The organism is Phycicoccus sp. Root563 (genome assembly GCF_001427915.1).
GTDB lineage: Bacteria > Actinomycetota > Actinomycetes > Actinomycetales > Dermatophilaceae > Pedococcus.
The window spans coordinates 839933-859073 of the sequence record NZ_LMGM01000001.1 but is presented as its reverse complement, the minus strand read 5'-3'; the positions used below and the strand labels follow the sequence as shown (position 1 = coordinate 859073).

At 72.4% G+C, this 19141-nt stretch carries 19 protein-coding genes; 11 read left to right on the top strand and 8 right to left on the bottom strand.

The window, feature by feature from the left end:
* Window positions 1-9 precede the first annotated feature (9 nt).
* On the bottom strand, window positions 10-375 hold the full coding sequence (locus ASD62_RS04095; RefSeq protein ID WP_200956850.1) for a lytic transglycosylase domain-containing protein: 366 nt from the start codon (window positions 373-375) through the stop codon (window positions 10-12).
* 169 nt (window positions 376-544) lie between these two features.
* On the bottom strand, window positions 545-1316 hold a 772-nt coding region (locus ASD62_RS04090), incomplete at its 3' end, for a LysM peptidoglycan-binding domain-containing protein (RefSeq protein ID WP_235530623.1).
* A gap of 174 nt (window positions 1317-1490) precedes the next feature.
* Between ASD62_RS04090 and ASD62_RS04085 the strand changes: the two genes are divergently transcribed.
* Window positions 1491-1874 (top strand): Rv2175c family DNA-binding protein, encoded by a 384-nt coding sequence (locus ASD62_RS04085; RefSeq protein WP_056914861.1) that lies wholly within the window; start codon window positions 1491-1493, stop codon window positions 1872-1874.
* 81 nt (window positions 1875-1955) lie between these two features.
* Here the strand turns inward: ASD62_RS04085 and ASD62_RS04080 are convergent, their stop codons facing one another.
* Window positions 1956-3041 carry a polyprenyl synthetase family protein gene (locus ASD62_RS04080; RefSeq protein WP_056917154.1) on the bottom strand — a complete coding sequence of 362 codons (1086 nt, stop codon included), beginning with the start codon at window positions 3039-3041 and terminating at the stop codon, window positions 1956-1958.
* Between the two features lie 82 nt (window positions 3042-3123).
* On the opposite strand from ASD62_RS04080, the gene metF reads away from it, so the two are divergent.
* On the top strand, window positions 3124-4041 hold the full coding sequence (gene metF / locus ASD62_RS04075; protein ID WP_056914860.1) for a methylenetetrahydrofolate reductase [NAD(P)H]: 918 nt from the start codon (window positions 3124-3126) through the stop codon (window positions 4039-4041).
* Window positions 4042-4197: 156 nt separating this feature from the next.
* Here the strand turns inward: metF and ASD62_RS04070 are convergent, their stop codons facing one another.
* Window positions 4198-5466: an MFS transporter gene (locus ASD62_RS04070; protein WP_157581322.1), complete on the bottom strand. Its 1269-nt coding sequence runs from the start codon at window positions 5464-5466 to the stop codon at window positions 4198-4200.
* 117 nt (window positions 5467-5583) lie between these two features.
* Between ASD62_RS04070 and ASD62_RS04065 the strand changes: the two genes are divergently transcribed.
* Window positions 5584-5898 carry a transcriptional regulator gene (locus tag ASD62_RS04065; protein ID WP_056914859.1) on the top strand — a complete coding sequence of 105 codons (315 nt, stop codon included), beginning with the start codon at window positions 5584-5586 and terminating at the stop codon, window positions 5896-5898.
* Between the two features lie 50 nt (window positions 5899-5948).
* Here the strand turns inward: ASD62_RS04065 and ASD62_RS04060 are convergent, their stop codons facing one another.
* A complete protein-coding gene (locus tag ASD62_RS04060) occupies window positions 5949-6758 on the bottom strand; it encodes an HAD-IIA family hydrolase (RefSeq protein ID WP_056917152.1) in 810 nt (269 codons plus the stop codon).
* 95 nt (window positions 6759-6853) lie between these two features.
* Here ASD62_RS04060 and ASD62_RS04055 point away from each other — a divergent pair, with 95 nt between their 5' ends.
* The gene (locus ASD62_RS04055) at window positions 6854-7243 is read left to right on the top strand and encodes a VOC family protein (RefSeq protein ID WP_157581320.1); all 390 of its coding nucleotides are present in this window, start codon (window positions 6854-6856) and stop codon (window positions 7241-7243) included.
* Window positions 7244-7297: 54 nt separating this feature from the next.
* On the opposite strand, the gene ASD62_RS04050 is transcribed toward ASD62_RS04055, so the two are convergent.
* Entirely contained in the window at window positions 7298-7834 is a 537-nt protein-coding gene (locus ASD62_RS04050; protein ID WP_056914858.1) for a YbaK/EbsC family protein, read from the bottom strand.
* A 312-nt stretch (window positions 7835-8146) separates the two neighbouring features.
* On the opposite strand from ASD62_RS04050, the gene ASD62_RS19630 reads away from it, so the two are divergent.
* The 6 genes from ASD62_RS19630 (at window position 8147) to ASD62_RS04020 (ending at window position 15864) form a co-directional block, all read left to right on the top strand.
* Window positions 8147-8536 (top strand): DUF6504 family protein, encoded by a 390-nt coding sequence (locus ASD62_RS19630; protein ID WP_082580561.1) that lies wholly within the window; start codon window positions 8147-8149, stop codon window positions 8534-8536.
* Window position 8537: 1 nt separating this feature from the next.
* A complete protein-coding gene (locus ASD62_RS04040; RefSeq protein ID WP_162246802.1) occupies window positions 8538-9023 on the top strand; it encodes an SAV_6107 family HEPN domain-containing protein in 486 nt (161 codons plus the stop codon).
* Window positions 9020-13135 (top strand): DNA polymerase III subunit alpha, encoded by a 4116-nt coding sequence (locus ASD62_RS04035; RefSeq protein ID WP_056914857.1) that lies wholly within the window; start codon window positions 9020-9022, stop codon window positions 13133-13135. The genes ASD62_RS04040 and ASD62_RS04035 overlap by 4 nt, the downstream gene beginning before the upstream one ends.
* A 1-nt stretch (window position 13136) precedes the next feature.
* A complete protein-coding gene (locus ASD62_RS04030) occupies window positions 13137-13964 on the top strand; it encodes a methyltransferase domain-containing protein (protein WP_235530622.1) in 828 nt (275 codons plus the stop codon).
* Window positions 13961-15238 (top strand): DNA polymerase IV, encoded by a 1278-nt coding sequence (dinB, locus tag ASD62_RS04025; RefSeq protein WP_056914856.1) that lies wholly within the window; start codon window positions 13961-13963, stop codon window positions 15236-15238. Before ASD62_RS04030 ends, dinB begins: the two co-directional genes overlap by 4 nt.
* Window positions 15239-15429: 191 nt before the next feature.
* Window positions 15430-15864, top strand: a complete 435-nt coding sequence (locus tag ASD62_RS04020) for a DUF3040 domain-containing protein (protein WP_056914855.1) — start codon at window positions 15430-15432, stop codon at window positions 15862-15864.
* A gap of 3 nt (window positions 15865-15867) precedes the next feature.
* On the opposite strand, the gene ASD62_RS04015 is transcribed toward ASD62_RS04020, so the two are convergent.
* Together ASD62_RS04015 and ASD62_RS04010 are read right to left on the bottom strand one after the other, a co-directional pair.
* Window positions 15868-16350, bottom strand: coding sequence for a DUF456 domain-containing protein (locus tag ASD62_RS04015; RefSeq protein WP_056914854.1), 483 nt, complete (start codon window positions 16348-16350; stop codon window positions 15868-15870).
* A 23-nt stretch (window positions 16351-16373) separates the two neighbouring features.
* Window positions 16374-16595, bottom strand: a complete 222-nt coding sequence (locus ASD62_RS04010) for a hypothetical protein (RefSeq protein ID WP_056914853.1) — start codon at window positions 16593-16595, stop codon at window positions 16374-16376.
* Between the two features lie 382 nt (window positions 16596-16977).
* On the opposite strand from ASD62_RS04010, the gene ASD62_RS04005 reads away from it, so the two are divergent.
* On the top strand, window positions 16978-19125 hold the full coding sequence (locus tag ASD62_RS04005; protein WP_056914852.1) for a type IIA DNA topoisomerase subunit B: 2148 nt from the start codon (window positions 16978-16980) through the stop codon (window positions 19123-19125).
* The last annotated feature ends 16 nt before the right edge of the window (window positions 19126-19141 follow it).

Genomic DNA, 19141 nt, shown 5'->3' with positions numbered 1-19141 from the left:
CGAACCCCCTCAGAAGCGGGCGCGGTGCGCCTTCACGGCCTTCACGTAGACCTTCGTGTCGGCGTACATCCCGTGGTGCTGGACCGAGTAGAGGCCCTGGTAGTAGCCCGCGATGGCCTGGTCGACGTTCTTCGCCGACCGCGTCAGGGAGCGCAGGATGACGACCCCGGCGGTGATGTTGTCCTGGGTGCGCATGAGGTTCAGCCTGCGGCCGCTCATCTGCGAGGCCCACTCGCCGGAGGACGGGATGACCTGCATGACGCCGATGGCGTTCGCGACCGAGACCTGGCGCTGGTTCCAGCCGGACTCCTGCCACGCGACGGCGAGGGCGAGGCGCGGGTCGACGCCGTGGCGGCGGGCCGTCGCGATGATCATCGCCCGCGTCTGGTCGCGCGTGGGCACCGAGGAGCGGGCGAGGGTGTCGCGGTTGCGGTTCGCCGCGCCGACGGTCGAGCTCGGGTAGGTGCGTCCGGCGAAGGTGTTGGCGCTGCTCGCCGTCGAGGCCTTGCGGCCGGGGAGGCGCAGCTTCTGGCCGACGCTGNNNGGAGCCGGTTCTCCTTGAGCAGCGCGGCGAGCGAGACGCCGTGGCGGGCGGCGATGCCGCTGAGGGTGTCGCCACTGCGCACGGTGTACCCGGAGGTCGAGGTGCGCGAGACGGCGGTCGTGCCACGGACCTTGAGCTTCTGCCCGGGGTAGATGGTGCTGCGGCTGCTCAGGTGGTTCAGCGAGTAGAGCTTGGCCAGGGGGGTACGGGTGCGGCTGGCGATGGCGCTGAGGGTGTCGCCGCTGCGCACGGTGTAGCGCGTCGTCGACATCGTCCTGCCACCACCCGAGGGTCGGTGGGCGCTCGCGGCCCCGGCTCCGGGGATCCGCACCTTCTGGCCGATCTGGAGCACGGACCGGCTGGACAGGTGGTTGGTCTTGAGCAGCGCCGCCAGGGAGACGCCCTTGCGGGCGGCGATGCCGCCGAGGGTGTCGCCGGACCGCACGACGTACGTGCTGCGGGCGATGGCGGCCGCACGCGCCTTGGCTGCCGCGCGGGCGCGGGCGGCCTCGGAGCGGGCCTGCGCGGCGGACTTGGGGACGGACAGGTGCTGGCCGATCGACAGGTGGCTGCCCCCGCCGGAGAGGCGGTTGCGGGACACGAGCACGCCGGTCGTCGTGCCGAGGCGGTCGGCGATGGCGGCGAGGGTGTCGCCGCTGCGCACGGTGTAGGAGGTCCAGCCGTGGGGAGCGGGCTTGGCCTTCTGGACGACCGCGGTGACGACGTGGGTCGACGCCGAAGGGAGCGCCGCGGGAGCGATCACTGGGGACATCGGGTGCCTTTCGGGGTGCCCACCGCGTGCGGAGCGGTGCTGCAGTGGGGGGAGGTGCTCAAGTGGGGGGTGGGGCGACTGTGACGAGAGTGAAAGGTACACCACGCAACCGGTCCCATATCGACTTACATCGATGTAATTTGCAATGCTCCCGCGTGCTGGCAGGCTGTCCCCGTGACCGACCAGACCCCCGCATCGCCCGAGACGTCCCTGGAGGACCTCGTCGGGTCCTGGCTGACCGTCCCCGACATCGCCGAACGCCTCGGCATCCCCCTGTCCAGCGTGCGGCGGCTGATCGAGGAGCGCGAGCTGATCAGTGCCCGCATCGGCGAGCGCCGCGTCGTGGCGGTGCCCGAGCAGTTCCTCCTGGAGTCGGTGTACCCCTACCTCCGTGGCACCTTCACCGTGCTGACGGACGGCGGCATGGACGACGAGGAGATCCTCACCTGGTTGTTCACCCCCGACGAGACCCTGCGAGTGCCCGGCACGCCCGTCGACAACCTGGCCGCCGGGTTCAAGACCGAGGTGCGTCGCCGCGCCATGGAGCAGGCCTTCTAGTCGCCGTCTCGCGCGGGGCCCGCCGTGGTGCCCCGCCCTGGCGTCCGTCCGCGCCTGGCCGGTCGGGGCCGGGTATGGCGCTCAGTGCTCGCGGGTGGTGGCGCTGTCGATCAGCTGGTCGAGCACCGCGACGGCTTCGGGGTCGAGGCCGCGCGTCGACTTCAGCGCCATCCGGGCCGAGTCGGCGAGGCGGGCGATGTCGGCCTCCACGGCGTCCACGGCCCCGCTGGCCGTGATGACCTCACGCAGCCGGTCGACCGTCGCGCCGTCCAGGTCGGCGTCGCCGAGGTGCGCCTCGACGAGGGCGACCCCGGCCTCGTCGGCCCCGGCGAGGGCGTGGGCGACGAGCACGGTCCGCTTGCCCTCGCGCAGGTCGTCGCCGGCGGGCTTGCCGGTGGCCACAGGGTCGCCGAACACCCCGAGCAGGTCGTCGCGCAGCTGGAACGCCTGTCCGAGGTCGAGGCCGTAGCGCGACAGGGCCGCCAGGTCGTCACCGTCCGCGCCACCGGCGCTGGCCCCGATGAGCAGGGGGTGCTCGACCGTGTACTTGGCGCTCTTGAACCGGATGACGCGCTCGGCCCGTTCGATGCGCTCCGCCGTCGGCACGCCGTCCCAGGAGCGGACCGACTCGACCACGTCGAGGAACTGCCCGCCCATGAGCTGGGTGCGCATCAGGTCGAACACACCACGACCACGGGCCAGGTGGGTCGCGTCCAGGCCCGAGGTGGCGTACAGCTCCTCGGTCCAGTTGAGGCAGAGGTTGCCGGCGAGGATCGCACCGGCCACGCCGAACCGTCCGGCGTCACCGGACCACGACTCCTCCTCGTGGCGCGCGGCGAGCGAGCGGTGGGCGGCAGGCATGCCGCGCCGGGTGTCGCTGTCGTCCATGACGTCGTCGTGGATCAGGGCGGCGGCCTGGAAGAACTCCATGGCGGTCGCCACCCGCACCAGCGCGTCCGAGTCGGGCTGGCCCGCACCGCGGTAGCCCCAGTAGAGGAAGGCTGCGCGCAGGCGCTTGCCGCCGGTGAGGAGGCGGGCCACCGCTGCGAGCAGCTCCTGCGCGTCCGGGCCGACCTCGGCCAGGACGCCGGACTGGTGGGCGAGCACGTCGTCGACGCACCGCTGCACGCGCTCGCGCAGCTGCGCGGCATCGAGGGGGCTGACCACCACGCGCTCCTCCTGTGCCCTGTCGTCTCACCGTGTGCTGGTCCTGAGCCTACGGTGTGGGTGCTCGACTAGTCTCACCGCCATGGCACTGGGGCAGCCCTCTCGTCTCGAACGTCCGGCGCAGCTGACCCGGTCGATCCCCGGCATGCTCTCCTCGCCGGCGCCGTCGATGAGCTTCGAGTTCTTCCCCCCGAAGGACGATGCGAGCGAGGCGGTCCTCTGGGACGCGATCCGTCGGCTCGAGTCGGTGCGCCCGGACTTCGTGTCCGTGACCTACGGCGCCGGCGGCACCAACCAGGACCGCACCGTGCGGGTCACCGAGCGGATCGCCCGGGAGACGACCCTGACGCCGTTGGCCCACCTCACGTGCGTCGGTGCGTCCGTGGCCGCCCTGCGCCAGGTCGTGGGCCTGTATGCCGCCTCGGGTGTGCGCAACATCCTCGCCCTGCGCGGTGACCCGCCGGGCGACCCCGGCGGGCAGTGGGTGCCCCACCCCGAGGGCCTCAACCACGCCACCGACCTGGTCGGGCTGGTGAAGTCGTTGGGGGACTTCACCATCGGTGTGGCCGCGTTCCCCGACGTCCACCCGGCCTCGCCGAGCTTCGAGCACGACGTCGAGGTGATGGTGCGCAAGGCCGACGCGGGCGCGAGCTTCGCGATCACCCAGATGGTCTTCGACGCCGAGAGCTACCTGCGCCTGCGGGACGCCGTCGCAGCCCGTCGCCCGGACCTGCCGATCACCCCCGGGCTCATGCCCGTCACGAACTTCAAGCAGGTCGCCCGGATGTCCCAGCTCATGGGGACGCCGCTGCCCGAGACGGTCGTGTCACGGTTGGAGGCGGTGTCGGGGGATCCTGCCGCCACCCGTGAGGTGGGCGTCCAGATCGCCACCGAGCTGGCCAACCGAATGCTCGGCGAGGGCGCGCCCGGGCTGCACTTCATCACCATGAACCGCTCGACGGCGACCCTCGAGGTGCACCGCAACCTCGGCCTGCACTGACCCGGATCTGACGGGGCACGAGCCCGACGCGGCCTCCCCTCCTGACTGCGCCCGCGGCTCGTACCCCGCGCTGTCGCATTCCCCCGACTGCGACGCGTCGAGCCTGCCGTCGACCGGCAGGGTCCGGCATCCGTACCCGTACTCAGATCGCGGTGGTCAGTCCCGCGTGGTGAAGCGGCGCAGGAGCGCCGCCGCGGCGGAGAGCACGGCGACGACGACGCCATACACGGTCGCGGTCGTCTCGAGGCCGAGGTGCGGCACCGCGAAACCCGCTGCCACGGCAGGGAGCCCGAAGGCGAGGTAGCTCACGACGAAGACCGAGGAGAAGAGCTCGCCGCGCTGGTCCGGGCCCACGGTGGGGGTGACCGAGCGCATGATCCCGAGGAACGACGTGCCGAAGCCGGATCCCGCCACGACGACGGCGAGCAGGAACCCGACCAGCGACCCGAGGTGCATCGCGACCAGGGTCAGCGCCGTGCCGACCGCGAGCATGACGGTGCCGTAGAGGGTGACGGCCCGCGCGGAGCGGGCTCGCGCGAGGTAGGAGCTGAGGCCGCCGGTGCCGGTGAGCAGCGTGACCGCCGCGCCCTGCGCGATGTGGTCACGGCCACCGAGCGAGGCGACGAGCGGGGCGCCGAGCGAGAGGTAGAGGCCACCGGTGGCCCAGCCGGCGACGAGCGCGGGAGCGCTGCGGTTGAAGGCTTTTCGCGCGGAGACGGGGATGCCGACCTGCGGCCGCAGGGAACGCAGCCAACCGTCGTGGCGGGGTGAGGTCTCCGGCAGGGCCAGGGTGACGAGCGCGAGGACGAGGTAGGCCGCGGTGAGGGTCCCGAACACGACGGGCAGTGCGCTGGGGGACCAGTCGAGGGCGGCACCCGCGGCGAGGGCGCCCGCGGCCAGGCCCACCATCGGGGTCACGCCGTTGACGGTGGCGGCGAGCCCGGGACGGGTCGGGGGTTCGAGGTCGACCGCGGCGGCGGAGACCGTCGACATGAGCAGGCCGGCGGCGACTCCCTGCACGGCACGGGACACCATCAGCGTCGTGACGTCGTCGGCGTGCCAGAAGCCGAGCATGCTCACCGCGAGGACGACGAAGCCGACGGCCAGGACCGGACGACGGCCGACGTGGTCGGACAGCGACCCGGTGACGAGCAGGGTCGCGAGCAGGGTGAGGGCGTAGACGCCGAAGATCGTCGTCATCGTGCCGGCAGAGAAGCCGATCTGGGCCTGCAGGACGGGGTAGAAGGGGGAGGGGGCGCTGGCGCCGACCATGAGGGCTGCGACGGCACCGACGGCGGTGGTGAAGGCGGGGCCGCGACCCAGTCGGCCCGGTCGGTGGGGTCGGCGCGCTCGACGCTCCCGGCGCGACGGCGCGGCGGGTGTCGTGGCGGGCAGGAGCGTGGTGGGGGTGGTGCGCTCGGCCATGACGGCAACCTCTCGGGACGACACTCGGGGGACTGACATTGGTTCGACAATTGTCGAACGGTGTCAGCAGGTGGGGCATTCCCGATCGCGCGAAATCAGTTCGAGTATTGTCGAACCATGAGTGGAACGCCAGAGCTGGTGCACCCCGACCTCGGTGACGTCGCGCTGACCGACGTGCTCTTCGCGCTGAGCGACCCCGCCCGGCTGCAGATCGTGCGTGACCTCGTCGACGGGCCCCTCGAGATGGCCCAGTGCGGGGCGACCAACCCGGCCCTGCCCAAGTCGACCAAGTCCCACCTCATGAAGGTGCTGCGCGAGGCCGGGCTGATCCGCAACGAGCCCCACGGTCGACAGCGGCTGGTGTCCCTGCGCCGCGACGAGGTGGACGCGGCCTTCCCGGGGCTGCTCGACAGCGTCCTCGGCCCCCGCTAGGACGGTCCGTCGAGCAGGCTCCGTCAGGACGGTCCGTCGAGCAGGCTCCGCTAGGACGGTCCGTCGAGCGGGCGCAGCTCGGCCACGAGCGGGACGATGTCGGCGACCGAGTCGACGACGCGCGTCGGCTGGTAGGGGAACTGGTCCACCTGGTGCCGCTGGGTCGATCCCGTCAGGACGAGGACCGTCCGCAGGCCGGCCTCGAGGCCGCTGATGACATCGGTGTCCATCCGGTCGCCGACCATCACCGTCGACTCGGAGTGCGCGTCGATCCGGTTGAGGGCGCTGCGCATCATCAGCGGGTTGGGCTTGCCGATGTAGTACGGCTGGCGGCCGGTGGCGGCGCTGATCAGGGCGGCCACCGAACCCGTCGCGGGCAGGGAGCCCTGCGGGCTCGGCCCGCTGACGTCGGGGTTGGTCGCGATGAACCGTGCACCGCCCTCGATCAGCCGGATCGCCTTGGTGATGGCCTCGAACGAGTAGGTGCGGGTCTCGCCGAGGACGACGTAGTCGGGGTTGCGCTCGGTGGTCGTGTAGCCGACGTCGTAGAGCGCGTTCGTCAGGCCGGACTCGCCCACGACGAACGCGCTCCCGCGGGGTCGCTGGTCGTCGAGGAACTGCGCGGTGGCCAGGGCCGAGGTCCAGATCGACTCCTCGGGCACGTCGATGCCGCTGGCCAGCAGCCTGGCCCGGAGGTCGCGCGGGGTGAAGATCGAGTTGTTGGTCAGCACGAGGAACCGGCGCCCGTGCTCGGTGAGGGCGGCGAGGAACTCCGCGGCCCCCGGGATGGCGCTCTCCTCGTGGACGAGCACCCCGTCCATGTCGGTGAGCCAGCACTCGACGGGCCTGGGTCTGGTCATGTCGCCCATTCTGGCGCAGAGCGATCACCACTTTGGTGGATCGCCCGGGCTCGGACGGGGAGGACGCTGGGAGGTGCCTGAAGGAGGTGCTGGTCATGTCACTGGCCATGAGTGCAGTTGCGACGATGCTTCCCGTCACGGACACCGATCGCGCGAAGGAGTTCTACTCCGACCGGCTGGGCCTGCCGTTCCAAGGGACGAACGCCGAGGGCAGCCTGATGTACGAGCTCAGCGGCGGCACGGTGCTCATGCTGCTGCCTCGGGAGACCGGCTCGCAGAACCCGAGCACCGCCCTGACGTGGGAGGTCCCGGACGTCGCGGCCGAGATCGCCGAGCTCGAGGGCAAGGGCGTGGTGTTCGAGGACTACGACCTCCCGGGGTTGCAGACGCAGGACCACATCGCGGACTTCGCGGGGGAGCGGGCCGCGTGGTTCGTCGACCCCGACGGGAACGTCCTGTGCATCCACGAGGCGCACCGCACCTGAGCGGCCGGGCGCACCCGTCGGCGGTGTGGCGCGCCCGTCGGCGGTATGGCGCGGTCAGGCCACTTCCATGGCGTGCCCGGCGGTGACGCGCAGCAGCTCCTCGTAGGTGGTGCGGTAGACGGTGTGGCTGTGGCCGGCGGCGGCCCAGACGTGGCGGTAGCGGCTCAGCGACACGTCGACGACGGTGCGGATCGGGGCCGGGTGGCCGACCGGGGCGACGCCGCCGATGGCGAACCCGGTCGCGGCGCGGACGAAGTCGGCGTCGGCGCGGTCGACGTGGTCCACGCCGTCGAGCAGCTCGGCGACCTTGACGAGGTCGACCTGGTGGGCACCCGAGGTGAGCACGAGCAGCGGGGTGATCGTGCCCTGCTCGTCGTGGGCGCGGAAGATCAGTGAGTTCGCGATCTCGGCCGGGGTGACGCCGATGGCCGCGGCGGCCGCGGCGGCGGTGCGGACGGCGTCGGGCAGGCTGACCAGCTCGGGGTCGACGCTGTGCACGGCGAGCGTGGCCAGGACCCGCTGCACGGCGGGGTGGCCGGTGAGGTCGCGGACCTCGGCGGGGGGTGGAGCGACCGGCTCGGGCGGGCTCATGTCCGGAGCCTAGGGGTGGCTGCCGACGGCCACCAGCGCTGGAGCGTCGACGGCGACGCGCCCGGGTGGCGACGACGCGCCGTCGCTCTTGACGAGCTGTCCGAGGGCAGGTGTACGGTTCTTCATATCGAACATCTGTTCGAATGGTTCCACCGAAGGACCGGGCGACCAGCAGGGCGGACGACTCCCGCCACCTGCCGTCCGCGCCCAGGGACCACCGTGGGGCTCTGGCCCGCAGCGGACGCCTCGACCCCGTCCCCTGCAGGGCCAGAGCCACACCATTCCACCCTGCCCTGACGAAGGAGCCTGCTCGTGGTGCGCCGGTACGAAGAACCCATCGAGGTCCGCCAGACGGCGACCGGTGCCCCCGGTGCTCCCGGTGCTCCCGGTGCCCCCGGTCCCGAAGGCGTCCACGGTGTCCCCGTCGAGGACGGTCCCACGACCCCGGGACCCGAGGCGTTCGTGTGGCGGGGTCGGCTCTACGTCGTGCGGGCGGTCCTCGACCGCTGGCAGGAGCGTCGGCCGTGGTGGCGCGAGGCGCGCGAGCAGGGCAGCAACGACGTCCTCACCGACGCCCGGGAGCGCCAGGTGTGGCGGGTGGAGGCCAGTGCCGGCCGGTGCGCCGCGGTCGGTGTCTACGACCTCGGTGCGGACCACCAGGACCGCGGCCTGCGCTGGCGGCTGCTGCGTGTGGCGGACTGAGATGGCGACCATCACCGTGGACGCCTCCGCGACCGGCACCAGGCACAGCGCGGGCGCCAGCCTCGACCTGCTCGACCGGTCCCGGCACTCCCTGCTCGAGGCCTGCCAGAGCCGGGAGGTGTCCCAGCGCTACCTGCAGGCCCAGCTCGGTGCGTTGCGGGCCGCTGCCGCCCTCGTCGCCGCCCGCGCCACCCCGGACGGCCACTGCGGGCCGCGCTCCCTGTGGGAGCTGCTGCCGACGGTGGCCCCGGAGCTCGCGGAGTGGGCCGAGTTCTTCGAGCTCGTGACGGCCCGGCGCGGCCAGCCCCACAGCGCCCGGGAGGCCGACGACCTGATCCGGCAGTCCGAGGTGTTCCTCGACCTGGTCTGCCGCAGCCTCGGGCTGCCGGTCCAGCCGGGCAGCCACGACGAGGTGCTCGTACCCACCGCCCTCGCGACGACCTCCGCCGGCTCGAGCTCCGCCGGCTCGACGCGCGCAGCGCCATGAGCGCCGCTGCCGGCCCGGCGGCGGAGTTCGTGCACCTGCACGTCGCCTCGGGGTTCTCGATGCGCTACGGCACCTCCACCCCCGAGGCGCTGGTCGAGCGCGCCGCCCAGCACCGGCAGCCGGTCCTCGCGCTCACCGACCGCGACGGCCTCTACGGCGCGGTCCGGTTCGTCCAGGCCGCCACCGCGGCGGGGATCGCCCCGGTCCTCGGCGTCGACCTCGCCGTGGGGCCGGACGCCCCGGGCGACCACGGTGGTGCCGGGGAGGGACGACGCGACCCCGCCGCATACTCCTCCCGGTCCGCCTCCTCCTCCGCGCAACAGCCACTGCAGCAGCCGAGCCGTCCGCCGCGCACCCCCGCCCGGGGTGGCGCCGACCGCGACCCCCGCCACCCGCGGGTCACCGTGCTGGCCCGGGGCCGGGCCGGCGGGGTCCCGGCAGGAGTCGGGTGGGCGGCGCTGTGCCGGTTGGTGACCGAGACCCACCTGCGCGGGGAGCGAGGGGTGCCGGTGACCTCGGCCGCGGTCGTCGCCGCAGGCTGCTGGCGTGGCGGCGACCCCCGGTCCAGCCGGGACCACGCCAGCCCGCTGCTGGTCCTGCTCGGACCCGACTCCGACGTGGGCCGGGCGCTGCTGGTCAAGCGCGTCGACCGGGCGCGGGTCCTGCTCGACGCGTGGCGACGACGGCTGCCGGCGGGCGCGGTCGCGATCGAGGTGGTCTGCCACGGCGGCCCCGAGGGCACCCCGGCGTCCCGCAGCCACGCCCGCCGGCTGCTCGGCCTCGCCGACGAGCAGGGTGTCCCCGCGGTACTCACCGCCGCGGTGCGCCACGTCGACCCGGGGGAGTCGGCCGTGGTCGACCTGCTCGACGCGGCGCGGCGGCTGGTCGCCCTCGACACCCGTCACCTCGACCGGGTCACCGACGCCGCCCACCTCGCCGCGACCCCGACCATGCATGCCGTCGCCCTCGAGGTCACCGGCGGCGACCGTGGTCGCGCCGACGAGCTGCTCCAGCGCACCCTGGCCGTGGGGCTGTCGTGCGCCCAGAGCGCCCGGCACGACCTCGGCATCGGCTCGGTCCACCTGCCCGAGCCCCACACGTTGAAGATCGAGCCGGGGGAGAGCCCGCAGGCCAGGCTGGAGCAGCGCTGCCGCGCAGCCGTCGGGGGCCGCTACCCCGGCATCGGGGAGAAGGAGTTCGCCGCGGTCGAGCGCCGGCTCACCGAGGAGCTCAAGGTCATCGCCGAGCTGGGCTACCCCACCTACTTCCTCACGGTCGCAGAGGTCGTCGACCTCATCCGGGAGATGGGGGTCCGCGTCGCCGCGCGCGGGTCGGGGGCGGGGTCGCTGGTCAACTACCTGCTCGGCATCAGCGGGGTCGACCCGATCCGCTACAACCTGCTCATGGAACGGTTCTGCTCGCCGCTGCGGGCCGAGCTACCCGACATCGACATCGACGTGGAGTCCGCCCGCCGTACCGAGGTCTACGAGCGCATCCTCGACCGGTTCGGCGGTGAGCGTGTCACCTGCGTCTCGATGATGGACACCTACAAGGTGCGCCACGCGATCCGTGACGTGGGCGCGGCGCTCGGCCTGCCGCCGACGGAGATCGACGAGATCGCCAAGGCCTTCCCGCACATCCGGGCCCGGGACGCACGCAGCGCCATCGCCGAGCTGCCCGAGCTGCGCTCGCGCGGGCTGGACAGTCCCCGGATGCGGGTGCTGTTCGACCTCGTCGAGCGCCTCGACGGGCTCCCTCGCCACATCGCGCTGCACCCCTGCGGGGTGGTGCTGTCCGACGGCGGGCTGCTCGACCGGACCCCGGTGGAGGCGAGCTGGCTGGGGTTCCCGATGAGCCAGTTCGACAAGGACGACGTCGAGGCCCTGGGCCTGCTCAAGCTCGACGTGCTGGGGATCCGCATGCAGTCGGCGATGGCCCACGCGCTGCAGGAGGTGCAGCGGGTCGACGCCGTGGAGGTGGACCTCGACGACCAGCGGCAGGTGCCGCTCGACGACGAGGCGACGTTCCGGCTGATCCGCACGAGCCACACGCTCGGCTGCTTCCAGATCGAGAGTCCCGGCCAGCGCGAGCTGATCGGCAAGTTCGGGCCGGAGCGCTTCGAGGACCTCGTCATCGACATCTCGCTGTTCCGGCCCGGACCGGTGAAGTCCGACATGATCACGCCGTTCCTCGAGGCCAGGCACGGGTGGAAGGAGCCCAGCTACCTGCACCCCACCCTCATCGAGGCGCTCCGGGAGACCGAGGGGGTCGTCGTCTTCCACGAACAGGTGCTGATGATCGTCGCCGAGACGACCGGGGTGTCCCTCGCCCAGGCCGACGAGGTGCGCCGCACCCTGGGCACCCCTCGAGGTCAGGTGGAGATCGAGGCCTGGTGGCGACCTGCGGCCCTGGCCCGCGGCTACGACCCGGCCGACGTCGACCGGATCTGGGAGGTGCTCAAGGCGTTCGCGTCGTTCGGTTTTTGCAAGGCCCACGCGGCGGCCTTCGCCCTGCCGACCTACCACTCGGCGTGGCTCAAGACCCACCACCCGGCGGCGTTCCTGTCCGGGGTGCTCACCCACGACCCCGGCATGTACCCCAAGCGGCTCATCCTCGACGACGCCCGGTCGCTCGGCATCGCGGTGCTCGGGCTCGACGTCAACGCCTCGACCGGTGCCTACCGGGTCGAACGCCTCGACGACCTCGCCACCGACGTGCAGGTGCAGGACTTCGACGAGCCGTCCGTGGCCTTCGAGGGGGTCGGGCACGGGTCGTTCGACCCCGAGCGACCCGACCCCGACCTGCCCGACGCCCGCGGTTACGGCATCCGGTTGTCCCTGTCCGACGTCCGGGGCATCAGCGACGCCGAGGTCGCCCGCATCGTCGCGGGCCAGCCCTACGCCGGGCTCGCCGACTTCTGGCACCGCGCGCACGTCTCCCGACCGGTCGCGGAGCGGCTCGTCCTCGCCGGTGGGTTCGACGCGCTCTACGGCATGGGTTCGCTGGGTGGTCCCGGGGGAGTGCCGAGGGCAGGAGGCGGCGGTGCCTGGGGTGGAGGAGGCGGTGCCGTGGGATCACGCGGCATGGGCAGTGGCGGCCTCGGGCGCCGCGGGCGCACGACCCGCCGTGACCTGCTCCTGCACGTCGCCGAGCTCGACCGCTACGGCCGGGCGCTGGACCGGTCGGCCAAGCGGGCGGCCCCTCGGCGCGGCCGGGGGACCCGCGGCATACCGGTCGGGGGACGGTCCCCGGAGGCGGGGGTGAGCGACGGGTCGGGCGTGCGGGCCCTCGCCGCGGGACAGTCGCAGGCCGCCCTGCCGGTGACGGCGGCCGCGGAGCAGCCGACCCAGCTCACCCTCGACCTCGGCGACCGGCCGGAGCTCACCTCGGGCACCGGGCTCCCGGAGCTCACCGGTCCCGAACGCGTCCGCGCCGAGCTCGACATCCTCGGCCTGGACGCCAGCGCCCACGTCGTCGACTTCTACGCGCCGCTGCTCGAGGCGCTCGGGGTGACCCGCAGCCGTGACCTGCTGCGATCCCGCAGCCGGTCCACGGTCTGGGTGTGCGGGGTCAAGGTCGCCACCCAGACGCCACCGATCCGGTCGGGGCGACGGGTCGTGTTCCTCACCCTCGACGACTCCACGGGACCGGTCGACGCGACCTTCTTCGAGGACGTCCAGGGGCCCTACGCCGCGACCGTGTTCCACTCCTGGATGATGCTCGTGCGGGGGGTGGTCCGGCGTACCGGACCACGGGGGATCTCGTTGCGGGCCACGGGTGCGTGGGAGCTGACGCCGCTGTGGGAGGCCTGGACCCGCGGGGGGATCGAGGCCGTGCATGCCGCGATGGAGGACAGCGAACGCAGCGCCACGGAGCAGGCCGAGGCTGCCGAGGAGGTCCAGCGCGCCGCAGGTCCCGCAGGACGCCGGGTGCTGGTGCACGCGTCGGGCTTCAAGCAGTCGCCCTACGCCGACATCAAGCCGGCCGGTGGGGACGTCCGCGGGTCACGGGCGCTGGCCCAGGGCGCCGAGGTGCCCGACGACACCGGCCTGGGACAGCTCGCCGCACCACGCAAGCTGTGGCACTCCAGCCCCGGCAGCTCCGGCCACTAGGGTGAGCAGGACGATCCAGCAGGAAGCACAGGAGGTGGCCGCGGTGGCCGACGAGCAGTGGCGGACCCGACGCGGTGGCGTCGAGACGGCATTGCGGACCTCCGCGGTGTGGACCGCGGTGACCGGTCTGCTCGCCGCCCAGCAGGCTGCCCGCGCCGACGGTGACGTCCAGCCGTTGCGGGTCCTCGACCTCGGTGGCGGCACCGGCGGCCTCGCCGTCCCGCTCGCCGAGCTCGGCCACCAGGTCGTCGTCGTCGACCCCAGCCCCGACGCCCTGGCGTCGCTGTCCCGCCGCAGCGCCGAGCGCGGGGTGGCCGACCGCGTCACCGCCGTGCAGGGTGACGCCGACTCCCTCGCCGCCATCGTCGGCGACCGGCTGGTCGACCTCGTCTGCTGCCACGGCACGCTCGAGGTCGTCGACGACCCCCAGGCCACCCTCACCGCCCTCGCCGGGGTGGTCGCCCCCGGTGGACACCTGAGCATCGTCGCGGCGCAGCGCCTCGCCGTCGTCCTGGCCCGCGTGCTCGCCGGCCAGTTCACCCAGGCCCACCAGGCCCTCGTCAGCGAGGACGGGCGCTGGGGAGCAGCCGACCCGCTGCCGCGGCGGTTCGACGCCAGCACCCTCCGGTCGATGGTCGAGCAGACCGGCCTCGTCGTGGAGGACGTCCACGGGGTCCGCCTGTTCAGCGACCTGGTGCCCTCCGCGCTCATCGACTCCGACGCCGACCGTGCCGCGCTGCTCGAGCTCGAGGCCGCCGCCAACCGGCACCCCGAGTTCGCGTTCCTCGGGCAGCTCGGCGCCGCGGTCCACGTCCTCGCCCGCACGTGAGCCGTCGCCAGTTCACCCTGCCGTCGCGCAGTGCGGACCGGCCGCCCGACGACACCGGGTGCACCGTCCTGCACGTCGACATGGACGCCTTCTACGCGTCCGCATCCCTGCTCAGTCGTCCCGACCTCGTCGGCACCCCGGTCATCATCGGCGGTGGCGGCAACCGTGGCGTGGTGCTGTCGGCGACCTACGAGGCCCGCCGTTTCGGGGTCGCATCGGCCATGCCGATGTCGCGGGCTCGCCGCCTGTGCCCGCAGGCCACCGTGATCGCCCCCGACCACGCGCTCTACAGCCAGATCTCGGCCGCCGTGATGGCCACCTTCGACACCATCACCCCCATCGTCGAACCCCTCTCGCTCGACGAGGCCTTCCTCGACGTCGCAGGCTCGGTCCGTCGGCTGGGCAACCCGGCGCGGATCGGCCAGCTGGTCCGCGACACGATCCACGACGAGCAGGGCATCACCTGCTCGGTCGGCGTCGCCCCGACGAAGTTCGTCGCCAAGCTCGCCTCAGGCCTCGCCAAGCCCGACGGCCTGGTCGTCGTCCCCCGCGACGAGGTGGTCAGCTTCGTCCAGCAGCTCCCCGTCGGCGCGCTGTGGGGCGTCGGCGACAAGACCGAGGAGACGCTGCTGCGGCTCGGGCTGCACACCGTCGCCGACATCGCGCACACCCCCCTCGACACCCTGCGCCGGGCCCTGGGGGAGTCGGCCGGCCCGCACCTGCACGACCTGTCGTGGGGTCGGGACCCCCGAGGGGTCGAACCGGTCCGCCGCGAGCGCAGCATCGGTTCGGACGAGACGTTCGAGTTCGACATCGACGACCCGGTGCAGATCCACCGCCACCTGCTCAAGCTGAGCGACCGCACCGCGGCCCGGGTCCGCTCCGCCGGCATGCTCGGACGCACTGTGACCGTCCGCGTGCGGTTCTCGGACTTCACGACGATCACCCGAAGCAAGACCCTGCGCGACCCCACCGACGTCAGCCGCGAGATCTACGAGACCGCGCGCAGCCTGTATGACGCGCTGGGCCTGCAGCGCGCCCGCATCCGCCTCGTCGGGGTGCGGATGGAGGGTCTGGTGGACAGCGCGGGTGCCCCCATCCAGGGCCTGCTCGACGAGCCCGACCACGGCTGGCGGGAGGCGGACCGGGCGGTGGACCGGGCCAGTGCCCGGTTCGGCGCCGGCAGCGTCCGCCCGGCGGCCCTGATCAGCGACAAGGACCGCGACCGACGTGCTCCGGGACGTCCCAGTGACCCCCCTGCGACGGGTCGTTGACCGGGTCCTTGGTCCCTGACGCAGATCACCTCGACGGGTGCCGGCGAACGGATGGTGCAACACCGCTGCGCGACATATCCTGATGGTGTCGGCGCCACGCCACCGACCGGCAAAGATGCTCCTTCGCAGGCGCAACGAATCGGCGGCCTGGCGCGTTGGAGCACATGCACGCCGATTGCCAGGAGGTCACTGTGCCGCTCTCAGAGCACGAACAGCAGCTGCTCGAGCAGATGGAGCAGGCTCTGTACGCCGAGGACCCCAAGTTCGCGTCACAGATGCAGGGTGCCGGTGCTCGTGCGGCTGCCCGACGACGGGTGGCCATCGGCGTGGTCGGTGTGGTCCTCGGCCTCGCCCTCGTGCTCGTGGGGGTCAACACCACGATGTGGATCGGGGCCATCGGCTTCGCCATCATGGTCGCCGCCGTGGCCTTCGCCCTGACCCCGCCCCGGCGCGGCAAGGCGGCCCTCGGCGCGGTCCAGCCGGACGGAACCGTCCGCCACCCGATGGCCCGGCCCAAGGCCGGTCAGGGCAAGGGCCCCAGGTCTCGTCGGACGGCCGGGTCGTTCATGGACCGGATGGAAGAGCGCTGGGACCGTCGCAAGGACGGCGGCGCAGGCGGGTACTAGCCGTCAGGTCGTGACGAGCACGGCGACCACCCACGTGGTCGCGATCGCCAGCCCGGCCAACAGCTCGATGCCGATCGACAGGAAGACCGCCCCGAGGGCGGCCCTGGTCGAGGCCCACGCGGCATACCTGTCGCGGGAGTGGCCCAGCTCGACGAGGTAGATCCCGCCCACGAACCCCACCGCGGCGCCCACCACCGGGATGACGAAGAACCCGACGATGGCGAGCAGGACCGCCAGCAGCAGCGTCGAACGACGGACCCCGGCCGCGCGCATGCGCCGACCGGGGAGGGCGTACTGCAGGGCCGTGCCGGCCACGTAGAGGGCCGCACAGAGCGCGAAGACCCACCAGCCGGCGGTCGTACCCGTGTCGAAGGCCCAGATGAGCACGGCCGCGAGCACGAGCAGCAGCCCGGGCAGCACGGGGACGACGATCCCCACCAGCCCGATCACGATCAGGACGGCGGGGACCCACAGGGTGGCCTCCACGAGGGAGGGGTGGAGCGGCCGGTCTACCGGTCCTCGTCCGGCACGGTCGCGGGCGTCTCGTGGAGCCGCTCGCTCTCGTCCTGGATGTCGGCGTGCTCGCGCAGCTTCGGCAGGTGCTCGCGTCCGTGGTGGGCGCAGAACAGCAGTTCCCCACCAGCGTGAAGGCGAGCGCGCACGTAGGCCTGGGCGCCGCAGCGGTCGCAGCGGTCGGCCGCGTTCAGAGAGGGTGCCAGTGCAGTGGTCACGTCAGCCTTCCTTCATTCGTCTGTCTCCATGAGACGTCCTCCGCCGGTTCGGGGTTGTCACAGGGGTGAGACAACTTTCCGGGTCCGGCGCCGGTTAGAACAGTCAAGCACGCCACGTTCTTCCCGGCTCGTATTGGGTCACCATGTGGGTCATGTCATGTCGCAACAGGTGATTCGTAGGTCAGGTGTCCGGTGGATGGGTCCGGACGGATCCAGATCGGTCCGGACGGGGCCCCTGGGCCCGGGCCGGCGCCCCGCGATGGGACCAACGACCACCGGCCCCGGGACGTGCCGCGTGCCTGCGCGGCCCTGTCCGCGCCGCGGGTTACCCTGCGGGGACCGGTCAGCGACCTGGCCGCCAGAGCACCGAGAAGGGAACCCCGTGGCTGAAGCCACCACCGCGAAGAAGGCCGCGACGACGAAGTCCACGTCGGACTACAGCGCCCACCACCTGCAGGTCCTCGAGGGCCTCGAGGCCGTGCGCAAGCGTCCCGGCATGTACATCGGGTCGACCGACGGCCGCGGCCTCATGCACTGCCTGTGGGAGATCATCGACAACGCGGTGGACGAGGCGCTCGGCGGTCACTGCGACCGCATCGAGGTGATCCTCTACCGCGACGGGTCGGTGGAGGTCCGCGACAACGGTCGTGGCATCCCGGTCGACATCGAGCCGCGCACCGGCCTCACCGGGGTCGAGGTCGTCTTCACCAAGCTGCACGCGGGGGGCAAGTTCGGCGGCGGTTCCTACACCGCGTCCGGTGGTCTGCACGGCGTCGGTGCGTCCGTGGTCAACGCCCTCTCGGCACGCCTCGACGTCGAGGTCGACCGGACCGGCAAGACCTATGCGATGAGCTTCCGCCGCGGCGAGCCCGGGTACTTCCCGGATGTGGCGACCGCCGACAAGGCGCCGGACCACGCCTTCACGCCCTACGAGCGCTCCAGCGAGCTGGCCGTCGTCGGCAAGGCCAGGCGGGGCGTCACCGGCACCCGGGTGCGTTACTGGGCCGACGAGCAGATCTTCCTCAAGGACGCGGCGTTCGACTACCCCAGCCTGGTCTCGCGCGCGCGCCAGACCTCGTTCCTGGTCCCGGGGCTCACCATCGTCATCCGCGACGAGCGTGGGCTTCCCGGCACCCCGGGGGCCGACGGGCCGCACGAGGAGACCTTCGTCCACGACGGCGGCATCTCCGAGTTCGCCGAGTTCCTCGCCCCCGACACCGCGGTGACCGAGGTGTGGCGGCTGCAGGGCACGGGCACCTTCACCGAGACGGTGCCGGTCCTGGACGGCAAGGGGCACATGACCCCGACCGCCGTCGAGCGCGAGTGCGGCGTCGACATCGCGGTCCGGTGGGGCACCGGGTACGACGCGAAGGTCAGCTCCTTCGTCAACATCATCGCCACGCCCAAGGGCGGCACCCACATCGCCGGCTTCGAGCAGGCGCTGCTCAAGGTGTTCCGCAAGCAGCTCGAGGTGAACAGCCGGCGCCTCAAGGTCGGCAGCGACAAGCCCGAGAAGGACGACGTCCTCGCCGGCCTCACCGCCGTGGTCACGGTCCGCTTGGCCGAGCCGCAGTTCGAGGGGCAGACCAAGGAGGTGCTCGGGACCAACGCGGTCCGCGCGATCGTCTCCAAGGTCGTCGAGCAGGAGCTCACCAGCCTCCTGACCTCCACGAAGCGGGGCGAGAAGGCCCAGGCGGCCCTGCTGCTGGAGAAGGTCGTCTCCGAGATGAAGTCGCGGATCAGCGCCCGGCTGCACAAGGAGACCCAGCGTCGCAAGAACGCCCTCGAGTCGTCGACGCTGCCTGCCAAGCTCGCCGACTGCCGGTCGTCCGAGGTCGAGAAGTCCGAGCTGTTCATCGTCGAGGGCGACAGCGCCCTCGGCACCGCCAAGCTCGCCCGCTCCAGCGACTACCAGGCGCTGCTGCCGATCCGCGGCAAGATCCTCAACGTCCAGAAGGCCTCGGTCTCGGACATGCTCAAGAACGCCGAGTGCGCTGCGATCATCCAGGTGATCGGGGCCGGTTCCGGGCGCTCGTTCGACCTCGACGCGGCGCGCTACGGCAAGGTCATCATCATGACCGACGCGGACGTCGACGGTGCCCACATCCGGACGCTCCTGCTCACCCTCTTCTTCCGCTACATGCGCCCCCTGGTCGAGGCGGGGAGGGTGTATGCCGCGGTGCCCCCGTTGCACCGGATCGAGGTCGTCAACAACGGTGCCAAGAAGAACGACCTCATCTACACCTACTCCGAGAAGGAGATGCGGACGACGGTCGCCTCCCTCGGCAAGCGCGGGAAGAACATCAAGCAGCCGCTGCAGCGCTACAAGGGCCTCGGCGAGATGGATGCCGACCAGCTCGCGGAGACCACGATGGACCCGCGGCACCGGACCTTGCGGCGCGTGACGCTCGCGGACGCCGAGATGGCCGAGAACGTGTTCGACCTCCTCATGGGCAACGACGTGGGTCCCCGGAAGGACTTCATCGTCGAGTCGGCAGCCGAGCTCGACCGGGAACGCATCGACGCCTGACGGCGGCGCCCACCAG

Excerpts from the sequence above, each read along its gene's own strand:
- ASD62_RS04095 (WP_200956850.1), bottom strand. The coding sequence starts at position 375 with ATGATCATCGCGACGGCCCGCCGCCACGGCGTCGACCCGCGCCTCGCC.
- metF (WP_056914860.1), top strand. The coding sequence starts at position 3,124 with ATGGCACTGGGGCAGCCCTCTCGTCTCGAACGTCCGGCGCAGCTGACC.
- ASD62_RS04070 (WP_157581322.1), bottom strand. The coding sequence starts at position 5,466 with ATGGCCGAGCGCACCACCCCCACCACGCTCCTGCCCGCCACGACACCC.
- ASD62_RS04065 (WP_056914859.1), top strand. The coding sequence starts at position 5,584 with ATGAGTGGAACGCCAGAGCTGGTGCACCCCGACCTCGGTGACGTCGCG.
- ASD62_RS04060 (WP_056917152.1), bottom strand. The coding sequence starts at position 6,758 with ATGACCAGACCCAGGCCCGTCGAGTGCTGGCTCACCGACATGGACGGG.
- ASD62_RS04055 (WP_157581320.1), top strand. The coding sequence starts at position 6,854 with ATGTCACTGGCCATGAGTGCAGTTGCGACGATGCTTCCCGTCACGGAC.
- ASD62_RS04050 (WP_056914858.1), bottom strand. The coding sequence starts at position 7,834 with ATGAGCCCGCCCGAGCCGGTCGCTCCACCCCCCGCCGAGGTCCGCGAC.
- ASD62_RS04040 (WP_162246802.1), top strand. The coding sequence starts at position 8,538 with ATGGCGACCATCACCGTGGACGCCTCCGCGACCGGCACCAGGCACAGC.
- ASD62_RS04035 (WP_056914857.1), top strand. The coding sequence starts at position 9,020 with ATGAGCGCCGCTGCCGGCCCGGCGGCGGAGTTCGTGCACCTGCACGTC.